The 15247-nt window shown below is 62.4% G+C and carries 19 protein-coding genes; 7 read left to right on the top strand and 12 right to left on the bottom strand.

Annotated features, from left to right (window positions below; all coding sequences use genetic code 11):
• Window positions 1–103: 103 nt before the first annotated feature.
• Both IGW04_RS01925 and IGW04_RS01920 read right to left on the bottom strand, forming a co-directional pair.
• The gene (locus IGW04_RS01925; protein ID WP_194711311.1) at window positions 104–499 is read right to left on the bottom strand and encodes a hypothetical protein; all 396 of its coding nucleotides are present in this window, start codon (window positions 497–499) and stop codon (window positions 104–106) included.
• An 84-nt stretch (window positions 500–583) separates the two neighbouring features.
• Entirely contained in the window at window positions 584–1810 is a 1227-nt protein-coding gene (locus IGW04_RS01920; RefSeq protein WP_228526746.1) for an MFS transporter, read from the bottom strand.
• Between the two features lie 439 nt (window positions 1811–2249).
• On the opposite strand from IGW04_RS01920, the gene IGW04_RS01915 reads away from it, so the two are divergent.
• Together IGW04_RS01915 and IGW04_RS01910 are read left to right on the top strand one after the other, a co-directional pair.
• Window positions 2250–2570 carry a c-type cytochrome gene (locus IGW04_RS01915; RefSeq protein WP_194711399.1) on the top strand — a complete coding sequence of 107 codons (321 nt, stop codon included), beginning with the start codon at window positions 2250–2252 and terminating at the stop codon, window positions 2568–2570.
• 10 nt (window positions 2571–2580) lie between these two features.
• Window positions 2581–2931 (top strand): c-type cytochrome, encoded by a 351-nt coding sequence (locus IGW04_RS01910; protein ID WP_194711310.1) that lies wholly within the window; start codon window positions 2581–2583, stop codon window positions 2929–2931.
• A gap of 95 nt (window positions 2932–3026) precedes the next feature.
• Here IGW04_RS01910 and IGW04_RS01905 read toward each other — a convergent pair whose 3' ends face one another.
• From IGW04_RS01905 to fdxA, 6 genes are all read right to left on the bottom strand, one after another.
• Window positions 3027–3458 (bottom strand): DUF1841 family protein, encoded by a 432-nt coding sequence (locus IGW04_RS01905; protein ID WP_194711309.1) that lies wholly within the window; start codon window positions 3456–3458, stop codon window positions 3027–3029.
• A 41-nt stretch (window positions 3459–3499) separates the two neighbouring features.
• A complete protein-coding gene (gene nth, locus IGW04_RS01900) occupies window positions 3500–4150 on the bottom strand; it encodes an endonuclease III (protein ID WP_194711308.1) in 651 nt (216 codons plus the stop codon).
• A complete protein-coding gene (gene rsxB, locus IGW04_RS01895; protein ID WP_194711307.1) occupies window positions 4147–4839 on the bottom strand; it encodes an electron transport complex subunit RsxB in 693 nt (230 codons plus the stop codon). The genes nth and rsxB overlap by 4 nt, the downstream gene beginning before the upstream one ends.
• Before the next feature lie 104 nt (window positions 4840–4943).
• Window positions 4944–6173: a polyhydroxyalkanoate depolymerase gene (locus IGW04_RS01890; RefSeq protein WP_194711306.1), complete on the bottom strand. Its 1230-nt coding sequence runs from the start codon at window positions 6171–6173 to the stop codon at window positions 4944–4946.
• 407 nt (window positions 6174–6580) lie between these two features.
• Window positions 6581–7678: an NAD(P)/FAD-dependent oxidoreductase gene (locus tag IGW04_RS01885; RefSeq protein WP_194711305.1), complete on the bottom strand. Its 1098-nt coding sequence runs from the start codon at window positions 7676–7678 to the stop codon at window positions 6581–6583.
• Window positions 7679–7828: 150 nt separating this feature from the next.
• Window positions 7829–8152: a ferredoxin FdxA gene (gene fdxA, locus IGW04_RS01880; RefSeq protein WP_194711304.1), complete on the bottom strand. Its 324-nt coding sequence runs from the start codon at window positions 8150–8152 to the stop codon at window positions 7829–7831.
• A gap of 286 nt (window positions 8153–8438) precedes the next feature.
• Between fdxA and IGW04_RS01875 the strand changes: the two genes are divergently transcribed.
• Genes IGW04_RS01875 through IGW04_RS01865 form a run of 3 tightly spaced genes read left to right on the top strand, consistent with a single transcriptional unit; the run spans window position 8439 to window position 11122 of the window.
• Entirely contained in the window at window positions 8439–9851 is a 1413-nt protein-coding gene (locus tag IGW04_RS01875) for a sodium:proton antiporter (protein ID WP_194711303.1), read from the top strand.
• 6 nt (window positions 9852–9857) lie between these two features.
• Complete coding sequence (locus tag IGW04_RS01870; RefSeq protein WP_194711302.1) at window positions 9858–10841, top strand: 2-hydroxyacid dehydrogenase; 984 nt, start codon at window positions 9858–9860, stop codon at window positions 10839–10841.
• 2 nt (window positions 10842–10843) lie between these two features.
• Complete coding sequence (locus IGW04_RS01865) at window positions 10844–11122, top strand: polyhydroxyalkanoic acid system family protein (RefSeq protein ID WP_194711301.1); 279 nt, start codon at window positions 10844–10846, stop codon at window positions 11120–11122.
• A 60-nt stretch (window positions 11123–11182) separates the two neighbouring features.
• On the opposite strand, the gene IGW04_RS01860 is transcribed toward IGW04_RS01865, so the two are convergent.
• The 3 genes from IGW04_RS01860 to IGW04_RS01850 form a co-directional block, all read right to left on the bottom strand.
• The gene (locus IGW04_RS01860) at window positions 11183–11365 is read right to left on the bottom strand and encodes a hypothetical protein (protein ID WP_228526744.1); all 183 of its coding nucleotides are present in this window, start codon (window positions 11363–11365) and stop codon (window positions 11183–11185) included.
• Window positions 11365–11721: an FKBP-type peptidyl-prolyl cis-trans isomerase gene (locus IGW04_RS01855; protein WP_194711300.1), complete on the bottom strand. Its 357-nt coding sequence runs from the start codon at window positions 11719–11721 to the stop codon at window positions 11365–11367. Before IGW04_RS01855 ends, IGW04_RS01860 begins: the two co-directional genes overlap by 1 nt.
• Before the next feature lie 124 nt (window positions 11722–11845).
• Window positions 11846–12757 (bottom strand): alpha/beta hydrolase, encoded by a 912-nt coding sequence (locus tag IGW04_RS01850; protein ID WP_194711299.1) that lies wholly within the window; start codon window positions 12755–12757, stop codon window positions 11846–11848.
• Window positions 12758–12900: 143 nt separating this feature from the next.
• Here IGW04_RS01850 and IGW04_RS01845 point away from each other — a divergent pair, with 143 nt between their 5' ends.
• Both IGW04_RS01845 and IGW04_RS01840 read left to right on the top strand, forming a co-directional pair.
• Window positions 12901–13731 (top strand): EI24 domain-containing protein, encoded by an 831-nt coding sequence (locus IGW04_RS01845; RefSeq protein WP_194711298.1) that lies wholly within the window; start codon window positions 12901–12903, stop codon window positions 13729–13731.
• Window positions 13732–13784: 53 nt separating this feature from the next.
• The gene (locus tag IGW04_RS01840) at window positions 13785–14585 is read left to right on the top strand and encodes a competence/damage-inducible protein A (RefSeq protein ID WP_194711297.1); all 801 of its coding nucleotides are present in this window, start codon (window positions 13785–13787) and stop codon (window positions 14583–14585) included.
• On the opposite strand, the gene ureG is transcribed toward IGW04_RS01840, so the two are convergent.
• A complete protein-coding gene (ureG, locus tag IGW04_RS01835) occupies window positions 14586–15215 on the bottom strand; it encodes an urease accessory protein UreG (RefSeq protein ID WP_194711296.1) in 630 nt (209 codons plus the stop codon).
• Window positions 15216–15247: the final 32 nt, after the last annotated feature.

The following is a 15247-nucleotide window of genomic DNA, read 5'->3' as shown; positions in this document are numbered from 1 at the left end:
GACGGATAGCGTGGACGCCGGATCGCTTCAAGCCTCAGGCAGCGCATGGCGCATGGCGCATGGCGCATGGCGCATGCTGCCTTGCGCGGCCGGCTGCGTCGCACTATGGCCTCTGATCTTCGGCGCCATTGGCGTGACCGGCGTGACCGGCGTCACCGGCGTCATCAGCTTCATCGGCAACGCCGCCGTCCTTGTAGTCCTCCACCATCAGGGTGTTTTCCTGGTCGGCAGCGGCGCGCATCTCCGGCGGCAGCGCCTCGTGCTCGCGTGCGCGCGCCATCAGCACGTCGACGTTGGCGATCTTTCGGTCCACTTCCTCCGCCAGCGTGCGGCCGGTCAGCCTGCCGGGCAGCGGGAACTCGCATGCGGCCGCCATTTCCACCGCCGGGTCGTTCATGTCCATCGGCGCGTCCGGCGACTGCTCACGGCGCGCCAGGTACGACTTGAGCGCCTGCAGCCTTTCTGTCATCTGTTCCAGTTGCGCGGTGCTGATTGCCATGGTCCTCTCCTTGATCTGTGCATGAGCATCCGTTGGAGCCACGGCGCGACAGTAAAATTCCGCCTTGCCAATTGATGGCGCGCATCATGGCCGCGCTTGGCTCCTGCCCAGCCGCAGCGTCAGCACGACACCCGCTGCCAGCACCATGCAGGTTGCGGCAAAGGCGGCCCGGAATCCACCCGCATGCTCGATCAGCAGGCCGGCCGCCGCCGGGCCGGCGAACTGGCCGACCGCATAGAACAGGGTCACGAAGCTCACCGCCAGCGGCGCCTCATGCGGCGCCACCGTTTCGGTGGAGGCGGCGAGGATGGCGCTGAACATGCCGGACAGGGTGCATCCCACCACCAGGAAATGCGCCGCGAAGCCGCCCAGCACCGGCCAGATCACCGGGATCAGGGTCGCCACAAGGGTCAGGCTGACGCAGATGCGCAGGACAGCCGGGCGGCCGTAGCGGTCCGACAGCCAGCCCCAGCAGGGACTCGCAAAGATCGACAGGATGCCGCTGGCCGCGGCCAGCTTGCCGGCGGTCAGCGCCGACAGGCCCGCTTCCAGCGCGAAGCTGTACATGAAGACCGCCTGCACGATGTAGGTGATGCCGACGATGCCGTACAGCAGGCCGACCGTAATCACATGGCGGTCGCGGAATACGCGGGCCTTGTCGACCTGCCGCTTGCCGGCGGCGCTGCTGGATGCCGGGTTACGAAGAAGGAAGAATGCCGCCGTCAGCGCCATCAGCGCGGTGGCGGCAAACAGCGCCCATGCCATGCGCCAGCCATTCTCGCCCAAGGCGGTATTCAGATAGGGCACCAGCGCGCCCGTGATCAGCAGGCCAAGGCCAACGCCGCTGTTGGCAATGCCGATCACGGCGCCGCGCCGTTGCGGAAACCAGCCGGCCAGCAGGGAGATCACCGGGGTGTAGCTGAATGCGGTGCCAAAGCCCAGCAGCGCCATCAGTCCCATCAACATGCGGTAATCCGAGGCCAGCGCCAGCCCGCTGAAGCCGGCTGCCGTCATTGCCACGCCGCACAGCACGGCGGCGCGGCCGCCCCAGCGCGCGGCCGCCATGCCGGCCACCATGATCAGCACCAGGTAGCCCAGCGCGCTGGCCGTGCCCAGTGTGCCGGCCTGCTGATAGCTCAGGCCCAGCGCGGCGCGCATGAAGGGAAGAATGAAGCCATAGGCCAGTCGCGCAAACACCACGACCACCATGATCACCAGCGCACCGGCGGCAATCATTGCCCATCCGCGGCGGCTGATGCCGTCGTTGCCGCTCATGATGGCGGCCCGTGTCCCGGCCTGTTCAGGCGCCATGCTGTTGCCCCTGTTGCCCCTGTTGGCCCGCGCCTGGCCGGGCAATGCGGTGGGAGCCGGGTGAGGCAAGCGTTAAGGGCCGCAGCCCTGCCGGGCGTGGCTGTATGGGTGACTGCATGCGGCTGTCTCCATGATGTCGTTCTTATGCCGGACATTATAGGAGAGGTCGGCCGGCGAGGTTGGCGCTTCCCGTTACATCGCCGGCGCATGGCCATGACAGCAGGCGACGGACGTGTGCCGCCAGCCGGTTTGCGCCTCATCGCATCATGGCTTTTTCCTGCGGCGCACCATGTGGATACAGCGTGGACGCTGCCAAACTCTTCGGGTAGAATCGAGCGGTTTTGGCATGACAGGCAACATTTTGTTATCCATCTCGGTGCGTCGAAGCAAGGATATTTTCTCCAGCGCCGGCCAGTTTCGCGTTAACTACCCAGCTACCATGAAAAAACTACTAGCATTTCTCGCGCTTGCGGGTATTGCCCAGATCGCCGCAGCCGCGGACGCGAAAGGCAGTACGACAACGGCAGAAAACAAGGTTGCAAACTGTATCGGTTGCCACGGCATTCCAGGCTACAAGGCATCGTTCCCCGAGGTGTACCAGGTGCCCATGCTGGGCGGCCAGTCGGCCAAGTACATCGAGAATGCGCTTAACGCGTACAAGAAAGGCGAGCGCAAGCATCCCACCATGCGCGGCATCGCCGCCAGCCTGTCGGACCAGGACATCGCCGACGTCGCTGCCTATTACGCGCAGCAGAAATAAGGGAGCCACGATGAAATCATTCGCCATATCCGCCTTCATCGCATTGTCCGCGCTGTCGCTGTCGGCGCATGCAGGCGGCGACATCTCCGCCGGCAAGGCAGCCACCGAGAAGTACAACTGCGCCTCATGCCACGGCAAGGACTACAACACGCCGATCGACCCCGGTTATCCCAAGCTGGCCGGCCAGCATCGCGATTACCTCGAACATGCGCTGGTGGCTTATCAGCGCGGCGCCGATGGCGCCAACGGCCGCGGCAATGCGATCATGGCGGCCCAGGCCAAGCCATTGTCGCGTCAGGACATCACCAATATCGCCGCGTACCTCAACAGCCTGCCGGGCTCGCTGGTATTGCGCAAATAAGCCCTGTCCGCATCGCGCATGAAGCAAGGCCACCGGGAGGTGGCCTTTTTATTGATGTTGCGTCGTCGGCGCGTTTTGAAAAGCAGCGCGATGCGCTATCGTCCGGCGCGCTGTCTTACGCATTCCAGGTAGGCAGCGCCATCCGGCGGCAAGCCGCTGCGCTGGGAACTCCAGATCATCTGCCCGAGGCACTCCATGATTTCATGATGCGCCTCATGTTCCGAGCCTAGCCGTTGGGTGAGCGCACGCGCCGCTTCCCGGATGCCCGGCGGCTGGTCGATGGAAATCTGCTCCGCAATCGAAAGATGCATGGACAGGTGCAGGAAAGGATTGGCCTGTCCGCGCTCGACGCCGTAGTCCGAGGCCAGCGCCTGTTCCAGGTCGCCCAGATCGCCGGCGTATTCCGGATGCTGGATGATCCAGTCGCGGGCAACCGCCTCCAGTGGCGTAAGGATTTCCCTGGCGCCGTCCTTGCGGTAAGCCTCGCAAAAGAATCGGCGGACATCGTGCTGCGAAGGGTTGAACATGGGTTTGCCTGTAGTGGTCAGCGGTTGAAGGTCAGCGCGAATCAGACAGCCTTGTCGGGGCGCGGTGTCTTCATCTTGTACTCGCACAGGTCGGCGATCATGCAGTTCCAGCATTGCGGGTTGCGCGCCATGCAGGTGTATCGGCCGTGGAGGATCAGCCAGTGATGCGCGTCCATCCGGAATTCGGGCGGCACGAACTTCATCAGTTTCTTCTCGACCTCGTCCACATTCTTGCCGGGAGCGATGCCTGTGCGGTTGGATACCCGGAATATATGGGTATCCACCGCGATTGCAATCTCGCCGAAGGCCGTATTGAGGATGACGTTCGCGGTCTTGCGGCCTACGCCCGGCAATGCTTCCAGCGCTTCGCGATTGCGCGGCACCTCGCCGCCGTGGAGTTCGACCAGCATGCGGCAGGTCTCGATCACGTTCTTCGCCTTGGTGCGGTACAGGCCGATGGTTTGTATGTAAGGGATCAGGCCATCCACGCCCAGCGCATGAATCTGCGCCGGCGTATTCGCAACGGGAAACAGCTTGCGCATCGCCTTGTTGACCGATACATCGGTCGCCTGCGCCGACAGAATCACCGCAATCAGCAATTCAAACGGCGTGGTGTACTCCAGTTCGGTCGTGGGATGCGGGTTTGCGCGCTGGAAGCGGCTGAAAATCTCATGGCGCTTCAGGTTGTTCATGCCTTGCTCCGGGCGGCCATCTCTTCCTTCTTGATGCGGGCCCGCTCGATGGCCGCTGCGATGATGGCTTTCTTTCGTTGCTGCTCGGCCTGTTCATCCGGCGTGGCGGCGGATTGCGCTTCCACTTCGCGCAGCTTGGCGGCAGCCTTCGCGGCAAGCCGCGCATCGTTTTCCTCGCGTTCCCGTTGCAGCCGCTTGCCGCGCGCCAGATGCCGCGCCCGCGCCGCGTCGGCGTCCTGCTGCGACCAGGCATCCCAGCCGGTGCGTCCGGGCGTTACCTCGACCATGGCAATGCAGTCCACCGGGCAGGGCGGCACGCACAGGTCGCAGCCGGTGCAGAGCTGTGGCAGCACGGTGTGCATCTGCTTGGCAGCGCCGACAATGGCGTCGACCGGGCAGGCCTGTATGCACAGGGTGCAGCCTATGCACAGGGATTCATCGATCACGGCGACCGGGCGAGGACGCTCGTTGCCATTGGCCGGGTTCAGCGGGATGACAGGCTTGCCCAGCAGCCTGGCCAGGCGCGCCACGCCTTGTGCGCCACCCGGCGGGCACTGGTTGTAGAGCGCTTCGCCATCGGCTATGGCAACCGCATAGGCGCGGCAATCGGGATAGCCGCACTTTGTGCACTGGGTTTGCGGCAGCAAGTCTTCAAGCTGATCCGCTAGCATGCTTGCTGGGAAATTCATGATGTGTGTTTCGGGCATCCCGTCATTATCCCGGACAACATCGGCTGCCACAAATGAAAAAGCCGCCCGGCTTGGAGCGGGCGGCCTTGGAGGGCAAGCCTTGTTCAGGCGTGAGCGCGGATGAAGTCAGCGATTTTAGGGGCAACCATCTCGCGCCAGCGCCGGCCCGAGAAAATGCCGTAATGACCGCACTTCGGGGCCACGAAATGCTGCTTCTTCTCACCTGGAATGCTGCTGCAAAGGTCATGCGCCGCTTCGGTCTGGCCCGAGCCGGAAATATCGTCGAGCTCGCCTTCGATCGTGAACAGCGCAACCGACTCGATGTCCTGAGGACGAACCAGCTTGCCTTCTACTTCCCAGACGCCGCGCGGCAGGCAGTGTTCCTGGAAAACCGTCTTGATGGTTTCGAGGTAATACTCGGCCGGCATGTCGAGCACAGCGTTGTATTCATCATAGAACTTGCGGTGCTCTTCGGCCGAATCATGGTCGCCGGCACGCAGATGCATGTAGAAGTCCCAGTGGCTCTGCGCATGACGCTGCGGGTTCATTGCAACGAAGCCGGCATGCTGCAGAAAGCCGGGGTAGACCTTGCGGCCGAACGCCGGGTAGGTAGGCGGCACCGAATAGATCACATTGTTCTCGAACCAGGAAAACGGCTTTTCGGTTGCCAGATCGTTGACCTCGGTCGGCGAGCGGCGCGGGTCAATCGGGCCGCCCATCATGGTCATGGTCTTGGGCAGGCTGGGGTCCTTGGCCGTGGCCATCAGGGAAATCGCGGCCAGGACCGGCACCGTCGGCTGGCAGACCGAGATCACATGGACGTCCGGTCCCAGCGTGCGGATGAAGTCCTGCACGTAGTAGATATAGTCATGCAGGTGGAACGGGCCTTCCGATACCGGCACCATGCGCGCATCGGTCCAGTCGGTGATGTAGACATCATGCTGCTTCACCAGCTCGCGCACGGTCTCGCGCAGCAGCGTGGAGTGATGGCCGGAGAGAGGCGCGACCAGCAATACCGTCGGCTGATCGACGGCGCTACCGGCCGGGAAATCCTTCTTGAAATGCAGCAGTCGGCAAAACGGCTTGTTGACCGCGACCAGTTCCACGATCGGCACTTCCTTGCCGTCCACTACCGTGGTGGCAATGTCGAAGGGCGGCTTCTCATAATCCTTGCCAAGCCGGTACATCAATTCGTAGCCGGCTGCGATGCGCTGCGAGAACGGCGTATGCGCGAGTGGCGACACCGGATTGCTGAACAGCTTGGAGGAAGCTTCAGCCCACTGAACCAGCGGATTGAGCAGAGTGCGATTTATTTCATGGAATTGATAAAGCATGGTGTCCCTTTCCAGCGCTACAAGACGACATTTCCTCGTCTATTTCCTAGGCGCATCATAACCAATAACCCGGCTCGTATGTAATATATTTCGCCTGCCTCTAATATGGTGGTAATTGGCTGCATTGCATTGGCAATTTGTAACCAATGCACCAGTTACGTTTAGGATTCACTATCCTGAGTGCATCGTAATCAATTTAACTGGCATCCTTAGGTTCGTTGGCGCACGTCCGTTCGCAAATATTCGACACCATGCAGTGCGTTTAACGACTAGAGATAAGATAAATCCAAGCACTTGTCGTTTGTTGATGCATTACAAAATGCCATCGTTTGCCGTCGTAAAAAAGGAACACCCCACGCAATGCGTGGGGTGTTCAAGGTGAAGCGGCGTGCTGGCTAGGAGGCTGGTCAGTCGAATACCGGCGTTTCCACACCCAGAATCTTGTGCAGTTTCGGCGACGTCGTCGTGTACTGCATGTGGATTTTCTTTTCCGGGAAGATGTAGGGCGCAGCAGCGAATGCAGCCAGGGCCGCTTCATGGAAGCCGGACAGGATCAGCTTCTTCTTTCCTGGATAGGTATTGATGTCGCCCACCGCGAAGATGCCTGGCACATTGGTTTCAAACCGCTCGGTGCCAACCTTCAGTTGCTTGCGCTCGATGTCCAGACCCCATTCCGCGATGGGGCCAAGTTTCGGCGACAGGCCGAAGAACACCAGCAAGTGGTCCAGCGGCAGGCGGCGCGTGACGCCGTCGGCGCCGGTGACCTTGACGCCGGCCAGCTTGTCGCCTTCGGTTTCATAGCCGGTGACCTGGCCTATGAGCAACTGCATCTCATAGTTGTCGCACATTTCCTTCATCTTCGCGACCGACGCCGGCGCGGCGCGGAATTCATCGCGACGGTGCAGCAGCACGACCGACTCGGCCTTGCCGGCCAGGTTGAGCGCCCAGTCCAGCGCGGAATCGCCGCCGCCGCAGATCACCAGGTTCTTGCCTTCAAACTTGGCCGGGTCGCGGACGCGGTAGAACAGCTGGGAATTGTCGAATTGCTCGATGCCTTCCACCTTCAGCGTGCGCGGCTGGAAAGAGCCCACGCCGGCAGCGATGAAGATCGTCTTGGTGATGAAGCGGGTGCCGGCGGTGGTCTCGACATTGAAGCGGTGGTCGTCACGCCGCTCTACGACGGTGACCTCCTGGCCCAGGTGGAAGGTCGGCTCGAACGGCTCGATCTGCTTGAGCAGGTTGTCGGTCAGTTCCTGCCCGGTGCAGACGGGCACTGCCGGGATGTCATAGATGGGCTTGTCGGGATACAGTTCCACGCACTGTCCGCCCACCGCGGTGAGCGAATCGATTACATGCGCCTTGATTTCGAGCAGGCCAAGTTCGAACACCTGGAACAGCCCGACCGGGCCGGCGCCGATGATGACGGCATCGGCTTCGATCGGCTCGCGCGGCACGGCCTGCGCGGCATTCTGGCTGGAGGTGGATGAGTCAGCGGTGTTTTCCATACGACTGTCAGATTCCTGTTTCTTGTGAATAGGCTAGTAAGGCGGAAGGCGGAAGGCGGATTGCGCCGCGGTAGCAGACGCACCGGCCAGGCCGGCGGACGACGGACATCGCGTGGCGCAATCGAGCGCGTGACGCAGGCCTTGCCGGCCTCAGTGCTCCAGATACTTCAGCTTGTCGGCGACGTCCTTGAATTCTTCGGCTTCCGGCAGCGCGGGCTTGGTCTTGGTGATGGAGGGCCACTTGCGCGCCAGGTCGACATTAAGCTTGATGAATTGCTGCTGGTCCGCCGGGACGTCTTCCTCGGCATAGATCGCATTGACCGGGCATTCGGCGACGCACACAGCGCAGTCAATGCATTCATCCGGGTCGATCGCGAGGAAATTCGGGCCTTCGCGGAAGCAATCTACCGGGCATACATCAACGCAGTCCGTATAACGGCAGCGGATGCAGGATTCGGTCACAACGTGGGTCATAACAGTCCTATCTGTAAAAAAGCGGAAGTGCCGGGTCTATGCAACGGCTCCGAGGCGAATAACGCTTAAATCGGCGGCGAAACAAGGCATAACCCTTGGGAAAGCCTTGTATTTTAAGACAAATCAGGCTTTCTCACAAACCGCGGTTATACGGAATTGGCATAAGCAAATACCGTCCGGTTTGGCGAGCGGCAGCCGAGGCGCCATTAGGCTTGTGCCATTGCTTGTCGTGCATCAGGGTTTCCAAGCTAGAATGGCCGCGCTTTTTAAAAGACGGGGAGAATAAATGCAGAACAAAACAAGCGTCAGCGTGGTTCTTCTGATGCTGCTGGCGCCGGCCGTTGCGTCAGCGGCGGACCTGAACGGCGCCGGCCTGTCGGGATGGTGGGGCATTCCCTTCGCCGGCCTGCTGCTGTCGATCGCGCTGTGTCCCTTGCTGGCGCCGCAGTTCTGGCATCACCATTTCGGCAAGCTCGCTGCCGCATGGTCGCTGGCATTCCTGTTGCCCTGCGCAGTCTTGCTGGGCCCGTCCGTTGCGGCAGCGGGCGCTGTGCATGCCTTCCTGGCTGAATTCATTCCCTTCATCATCCTGATCACTGCGCTGTTCGTGGTGGCCGGGGGCATCTGCGTGCGCGGCAACCTGCACGGCACGCCGCGGCTCAACACCGCGATACTGGCGATCGGCACCGTGCTGGCCAGCTTCATGGGAACCACCGGCGCGGCCATGCTGATGATACGGCCGCTGATACGCGCCAACGACAACCGCAAACATGCGGCGCATATCGTGGTCTTCTTCATTTTCCTGGTTGCCAACGCCGGCGGCTCGCTCACGCCACTGGGCGACCCGCCGCTGTTTCTCGGCTTTTTGAAGGGCGTGGACTTTTTCTGGACGGTCAGGAACATCTTTCCCGAGACCGCTTTCCTGTGCGTGGCGCTCTTGGTGATCTTTTATCTGCTCGACAGCTATTACTTCCATAGGCGCGAGGAAGTCCTGCCAGTCGACCCGACGCCCGATAGCGGCATCTGGTTCGAGGGTAAGGTCAATTTCATTCTGCTCGCCGTGGTGGTGGCCCTGGTGCTGATGAGCGGCTTCTGGAAGCCCGGCATCGAGTTCCACGTCATGGGAACGCCGGTCGCGCTGCAAGACCTGATGCGTGACGTCGCGCTGGTAATGGTGATTCTGGTTTCCCTGGCGGTCACGCCGGCGGCCGCCCGTGCCGGCAATGAATTTTCCTGGGGACCGATACTGGAAGTGGGCAAGCTCTTTGCGGGCATCTTCATCACCATCATTCCGGTCATCGCGATGCTGCGCGCCGGCGAGGCGGGCGCGTTCGGCGCCGTGGTGCGGGCCGTGACCGGTCCTTCCGGGCAGCCGATCGACAGCATGTATTTCTGGGCCACCGGGCTGCTGTCCTCCTTCCTCGACAATGCGCCTACCTATCTGGTGTTCTTCAACACCGCCGGCGGCGACCCGCAGCAGCTGATGACCACTTTTGCCTCGACGCTGGCGGCGATTTCCTGCGGCGCCGTATTCATGGGCGCCAACAGCTATATCGGCAATGCGCCGAACATGATGGTCAAGGCCATCGCCGAGGAGCGTGGCATCAGGATGCCATCCTTCTTCGGCTACATGGGATGGTCGTGCGCGATCCTGATCCCGCTGTTCATCCTGATGACATTCATTTTCTTTCGCGGATAAGGCACCATGAAACCCAGCATACTCGTCGCACGCGCTGTCTTCCCCGAGGTGATCCAACGGCTGCGCCAGCATTTCGATGTGGAGGACAACCAGGAAGACAAGGTCTACACCGCCGAAGAACTGGCGTCCCGGCTGCAGGGCAAGGACGGCATGTTCTCCACGCTGAGCGAAAGGGTCGACCAGGCGCTGCTGGCATCCTGCCCGGGCCTGAAGGCGGTCTGCAACATGGCGGTCGGCTATAACAATATCGACGTCGATGCCGCCAGCCGCGCCGGCGTGGCCGTGACCAACACGCCCGACGTGCTCAATGAAACCACGGCCGATTTCGGCTGGGCGCTGCTGATGGCCGCCGCCCGCCGCATTACCGAAGCCGAGCAATGGCTGCGCGACGGCAAATGGCAGAAATGGCGCTACGACAGCTTCGTCGGCGCCGATCTGCATGGCGCCACCCTGGGCATCATCGGCATGGGCCGGATCGGGCAGGCGATTGCACGCCGCTCGACCGGCTTCGGCATGCAGGTGATCTACCACAACCGCTCGCGTCTTGCGCCGGAACTGGAGGCGCAGGCCAACCATGCCCGTTATGTCAGCCGCGAGGAATTGCTGCGCAAGGCCGACCATGTGGTGCTGGTGCTGCCTTACAGCCCGGCGCTGCATCACACCATCGGCGAAGCGGAAATCGCGCTCATGAAGCCGACGGCTGTGCTGGTCAACATTGCGCGCGGCGGCATCGTCGACGATGCCGCGCTGATCCGCGCGCTGCGCGAGCGCCGGATTGCCGCAGCCGGCCTGGATGTGTATGAAAACGAGCCGGCACTCAACCCGGATTTCCTGACACTGGCCAACGTGGTGCTCACGCCGCATATCGCCAGCGCATCGGTGGCGACCCGGCTGGCCATGGCCAACTGCGCCGCTGACAATCTGATCGCGGCGCTTACCGGCGCCGTGCCACCCAATCTATTGAATCCCGAAGCCACGAAAGGAAAATGACCATGGCGGATATCAGCATCGTCCAGGCCCACAACATGCAACCAGAACAAGCCCGCGCCGCGGCGCAGGAAGTGGCCGACAAGGTGGCGGCCGACTTTGGCATGGAATGCCGGTGGGACGGACCGGTGCTGCGTTTCGAACGCAGCGGCGTCGACGGCACCCTGGTGGTGAACGACAAGGATGCCCGTCTCGACATCACGCTGGGACTGATGATGAAAGCCTTCGCGCCCATGGTGCAGGAAAAGCTGGCGCGCAAGATGCAGAAGGTTTTCGGCGCCTGAAATGACAAAGGCGCCGGCTGCGCATAGGCAGCCGGCGCCGTGATGAGGCGGGTCAGATGATTAGAAGGCGGCGCCTGCCACCGCACCGACCGCGCTTACTGCCGCGCTGCCTACACCAATGCCGACGTTGACCGCGGTGCCGGCAACCGACACCGCGGCAGCGCCGACCGATGCCGTGGTCGATATCACGCTGCAACCGGAAAGCACCAGCGCATAAGCCACGAGAGCGACAAGGCGGGACATCAGACCCCCAGCAGCTCGACTTCGAAGATCAGGGTTGCATTCGGCGGAATCACGCCGCCGGCGCCACGGGCGCCGTAACCAAGCGACGCCGGGATGATCAGCTTGCGCACGCCGCCAACCTTCATGCCCTGCACGCCCTGGTCCCAGCCCTTGATTACGTTGCCCGCGCCCAGCGGAAACTGGAAGGGATCATTGCGATCCTTGCTCGAGTCGAATTTCTTGCCGGCGCTGCCGTCTGCATTCTGCAGCCAGCCAGTGTAGTGAACGGTAACGTACTGGCCCGCGGTGGCTTCTTCGCCGGTGCCGACCTGGACATCTTCATATTGCAGCCCGGAAGCTGTCATGACTGTGGACATGGATATACCTTTGCTGTCAGGGATAAAAGGGGGTGCCGGATTGTAGCAGGGCCGGGAAGCGGGCGGGGCCGAAACACTTGGCAGGCACGACGACGCATCAAGGCCAGCCTGCCTGCGCATTGCCCTATGCCGGCGCCGGGTTCAGGCCAAACAACTCCCGGAAGGCGCGCCGGTAGGCAGACTCGCCGATGCGCATGCTGTTGTTGTGGGTGCCGCCTTCCACCAGCAGCAGCTTCTTGCGTTGCGGCGCCGCTGCATACAGCTTCTCGCTGAAATGGGACGGCACATAGCGGTCGCTGGTGCCGTGGACGATCAGCACCGGCATGCCGACCTGGGCTATCTTGTCGACCGCATCGAATTTTTGCGACAGCAGCAGCTGCAGCGGCAGCCAGGGATAGCTGAGCGATTTCGCGATGTCGGCCAGCGTGGTGAATGTGGATTCGACGATCAGGCCGCGCGCCTGCTGCTGCTGGCCCGGCTGCGATGCAAGATCGATGGCGATCGCGCCACCCAGCGAATGACCATAGATCAGCCGCTTCCTCGGGTCTGGCTGCAATGCCTTCAGGTGCTGCCATGCGAGCCGGGCGTCTTCATATACCGTTTCTTCCGATGGCAACTCGCCGCTGCTCTTGCCAAAGCCGCGGTAATCGATGGCAAGCACGGAAAAGCCGAAATCATGCAGCTGTTCAATGCGAAACAGCTGGCCGGTCAGGTTCCAGCGCGCCCCATGCAGGTAAAGCACCGCCGGCGCGCTGGGGTTGGCTGCCGGCCACCACCAGGCATTGATATGCTCGTTGCCATCGCGGCTTTCGCCGGTTGCCACCGGCAGGTTCATTTCCACCACGCCCTCCGGCATGCCGCCATACCAGCTGGCAGTGCCCGGCACAACCCGAAACAGCAGCTCGCGCTCCTTCTGCACCAGCTGGCCGCAACCGGCAAAGCCAAGCGGCACGCAAAGGGCCAGTATGGTGAAGAGCCGCGTGCGACGGCGCAGGAGAGCGACGAGAAATTCCAGGAGGCGTTGTGAATAAGGCATGCAGGCTGGCCAGGCGGAAGAGGAGCAGGACGGCAATGGGGATAAGCGGATCAGACAGCGCTGGCACGGAATCGTTCCGCGCAACATCATTGCCATGGCGGTTAGAATGTTGATCCCATTCCGCTGAACTGTGAGCCGCGCCCATGCATCTTGTCGTCAAGACCTTTGGCCGTGCGGTGCTGTCGCAACTGCACCTGCGCATGCTGCTGCTGACCGTGCTGCCCTTCGTGCTTTCCCTGTTGCTGTGGGGGCTGGCTCTATGGCTGGGCCTGCAGCCGATGATGGACTGGCTGGGCGCCTACTTCGCCGACAGCGGCTGGTACCAGGCAATGCGCTCGGCCCTGGACTGGATGGGCCTGAGCTCCCTCAGAAGCTTCCTGGTGCCGCTGATTGCGATGTGGCTGCTGTTGCCGCTGATGATACTGACGGCGCTATTGTTCGTCGGCGGCGTGGCGATGCCCGCGATCGCCAGGCATGTATCGGCGCGCTGGTATCCCGGGCTGGAACGGCGCCATGGCGGCTCCGTCATCGGCAGCCTGGCGGTCTCGCTGGGCAGCTTCGTCGTCTTCGCCTGCCTGTGGCTGTTGACGCTGCCGCTCAATGCGGTGCCGCCATTGGCCCTGCTGGTGCAGCCGCTGCTATGGGGATGGCTGACCTACCGGGTGATGGCCTACGACGCGCTGGCCGACCATGCCAGCGGCGAGGAACGGCGCCTGCTGATGCGCCAGCACCGCTGGCCGCTGCTGGCGATCGGCATTGCCGTCGGCGCCATGGGCGCCGCGCCCACCATGCTCTGGCTGGGCGGCGCGCTGTTCCTTGTGCTGCTGCCGCTGATGGCCGGGGTGGCGATCTGGGTCTATGTGCTGGTGTTCGTGTTCTCCGGGCTCTGGTTCCAGCATTACCTGCTGGCGGCGCTGGAACAGCTGCGCCGCGACACCGTGCAGCCAGACACGACGCTGCCGGCTGCGACATAATGCAGTTCCGGCATTTTCCTTAACCTCTCACCTAAACGACATACGGACAACACATGGCTATCGGTCTGATCATCATCGGCGATGAAATCCTCTCGGGCAAACGCGTCGACAAGCATTTTTCCAAGGCGATCGAACTGCTGTCGGCGCGCGGCATGCAGCTCGGCTGGGCCGAGTACCTGGGCGACGATCCGGCGCGCATCACCGCCACCTTGAGGCGCACCCTGGCCAGCGACGACATCGTGTTTTCCTTCGGCGGCATCGGCGCAACGCCTGACGACCATACCCGACAGTGCGCCGCCGCCGCGCTCGGCGTGCCCGTCGTGCTGCATCCGGAAGCCAAGGCATTGATCGAGCAGCGCATCGTCGAGATGGCCGCCGCCTCGGGGCAGGATCCACGCCTGGAGGCGCCGGAAAACCTGCATCGGCTGAAGATGGGCGAGTTTCCGCAAGGGGCGAGCATCATCCCGAATCCTTACAACAAGATTCCAGGATTTTCATTAAGGAATGCCGGCGCCGGCGGACATCATTTCGTGCCGGGCTTTCCGGTGATGGCGCATCCGATGATGGAGTGGGTGCTCGACACCCTCTATCCGCACCTGTTCCACCAGGTGGCCTGGCAGGAAAAGTCGGTGTATGTCTACGATTCTATGGAATCGACGCTGACGCCGCTGATGGAAGCGGTGGAGACCGCCTATCCGCTGGTCAAGGTGTTCAGCCTTCCAAGCGTCGGCGACGCCCAGACCCGGCGCCATATCGAACTCGGCGTCAAGGGCGACCCGGCCCAGGTCGGCAAGGCCTATGAGCAGCTGCTGGCCGGCCTGGACCGTTTCCAGGCCGAGTACAAGCCGGTCTGATCAGGCCGGCCGGGCGGCGTCCAGCAGGCCCTGCCTGCGAATGAAGGCGACCACGTCCTCGACGCCGTCGCCGCTGCGCAGATTGGTGAACAGGAAGGGCCGCTCGCCACGCATGCGTTTCGCATCCTGCGCCATGATGTCGAGATTGGCGCCGACATGCGGCGCGAGATCGGTCTTGTTGATGATCAGCAGATCGGAACGGGTAATGCCCGGACCGCCCTTGCGCGGAATCTTTTCGCCGCCGGCGACATCGATCACGTAGATGGTCAGGTCCGACAGTTCCGGACTGAAGGTGGCCGCCAGGTTGTCGCCGCCTGACTCGACCAGGATCAGGTCGAGGTCGGGGAAGTCGGCGCTCATGCGGGCGATGGCTTCGAGGTTGATCGAAGCATCCTCGCGGATCGCGGTATGCGGGCAGCCGCCGGTCTCCACGCCCATCAGGCGTTCGGCAGGCAGGGCCTCGGCCCGCATCAGGATCTCCATGTCTTCCTTGGTATAGATGTCATTGGTGATCACGGCCATGTCGTAATGGTCGCGCATGCGCTTGCACAGCATTTCGCACAGCGCCGTCTTGCCGGAACCGACCGGGCCGCCGATGCCGACGCGCAGGGGATTGGATGGGGTAGTCATTGTTTGCTCCTGTTGATTCGGATTCAGTTTGA

The organism is Noviherbaspirillum soli, from assembly GCF_015352955.1.
In the GTDB taxonomy this organism is placed as follows: Bacteria; Pseudomonadota; Gammaproteobacteria; order Burkholderiales; family Burkholderiaceae_D; genus Noviherbaspirillum_A; species Noviherbaspirillum_A soli.
The sequence above is the reverse complement of the archived record's forward strand: the minus strand, read 5'-3'. Positions and strand labels throughout refer to the sequence as shown.

Coding starts and splice junctions, on each gene's coding strand:
- IGW04_RS01845 (WP_194711298.1), top strand. CDS start 12,901: ATGCATCTTGTCGTCAAGACCTTTGGCCGTGCGGTGCTGTCGCAACTG.
- IGW04_RS01910 (WP_194711310.1), top strand. CDS start 2,581: ATGAAATCATTCGCCATATCCGCCTTCATCGCATTGTCCGCGCTGTCG.
- fdxA (WP_194711304.1), bottom strand. CDS start 8,152: ATGACCCACGTTGTGACCGAATCCTGCATCCGCTGCCGTTATACGGAC.
- IGW04_RS01915 (WP_194711399.1), top strand. CDS start 2,250: ATGAAAAAACTACTAGCATTTCTCGCGCTTGCGGGTATTGCCCAGATC.
- IGW04_RS01905 (WP_194711309.1), bottom strand. CDS start 3,458: ATGTTCAACCCTTCGCAGCACGATGTCCGCCGATTCTTTTGCGAGGCT.
- IGW04_RS01865 (WP_194711301.1), top strand. CDS start 10,844: ATGGCGGATATCAGCATCGTCCAGGCCCACAACATGCAACCAGAACAA.
- IGW04_RS01860 (WP_228526744.1), bottom strand. CDS start 11,365: ATGTCCCGCCTTGTCGCTCTCGTGGCTTATGCGCTGGTGCTTTCCGGT.
- IGW04_RS01870 (WP_194711302.1), top strand. CDS start 9,858: ATGAAACCCAGCATACTCGTCGCACGCGCTGTCTTCCCCGAGGTGATC.
- IGW04_RS01875 (WP_194711303.1), top strand. CDS start 8,439: ATGCAGAACAAAACAAGCGTCAGCGTGGTTCTTCTGATGCTGCTGGCG.
- nth (WP_194711308.1), bottom strand. CDS start 4,150: ATGAACAACCTGAAGCGCCATGAGATTTTCAGCCGCTTCCAGCGCGCA.
- IGW04_RS01855 (WP_194711300.1), bottom strand. CDS start 11,721: ATGTCCACAGTCATGACAGCTTCCGGGCTGCAATATGAAGATGTCCAG.
- rsxB (WP_194711307.1), bottom strand. CDS start 4,839: ATGAATTTCCCAGCAAGCATGCTAGCGGATCAGCTTGAAGACTTGCTG.
- IGW04_RS01850 (WP_194711299.1), bottom strand. CDS start 12,757: ATGCCTTATTCACAACGCCTCCTGGAATTTCTCGTCGCTCTCCTGCGC.
- IGW04_RS01925 (WP_194711311.1), bottom strand. CDS start 499: ATGGCAATCAGCACCGCGCAACTGGAACAGATGACAGAAAGGCTGCAG.
- IGW04_RS01920 (WP_228526746.1), bottom strand. CDS start 1,810: ATGGCGCCTGAACAGGCCGGGACACGGGCCGCCATCATGAGCGGCAAC.
- IGW04_RS01840 (WP_194711297.1), top strand. CDS start 13,785: ATGGCTATCGGTCTGATCATCATCGGCGATGAAATCCTCTCGGGCAAA.
- ureG (WP_194711296.1), bottom strand. CDS start 15,215: ATGACTACCCCATCCAATCCCCTGCGCGTCGGCATCGGCGGCCCGGTC.
- IGW04_RS01890 (WP_194711306.1), bottom strand. CDS start 6,173: ATGCTTTATCAATTCCATGAAATAAATCGCACTCTGCTCAATCCGCTG.
- IGW04_RS01885 (WP_194711305.1), bottom strand. CDS start 7,678: ATGGAAAACACCGCTGACTCATCCACCTCCAGCCAGAATGCCGCGCAG.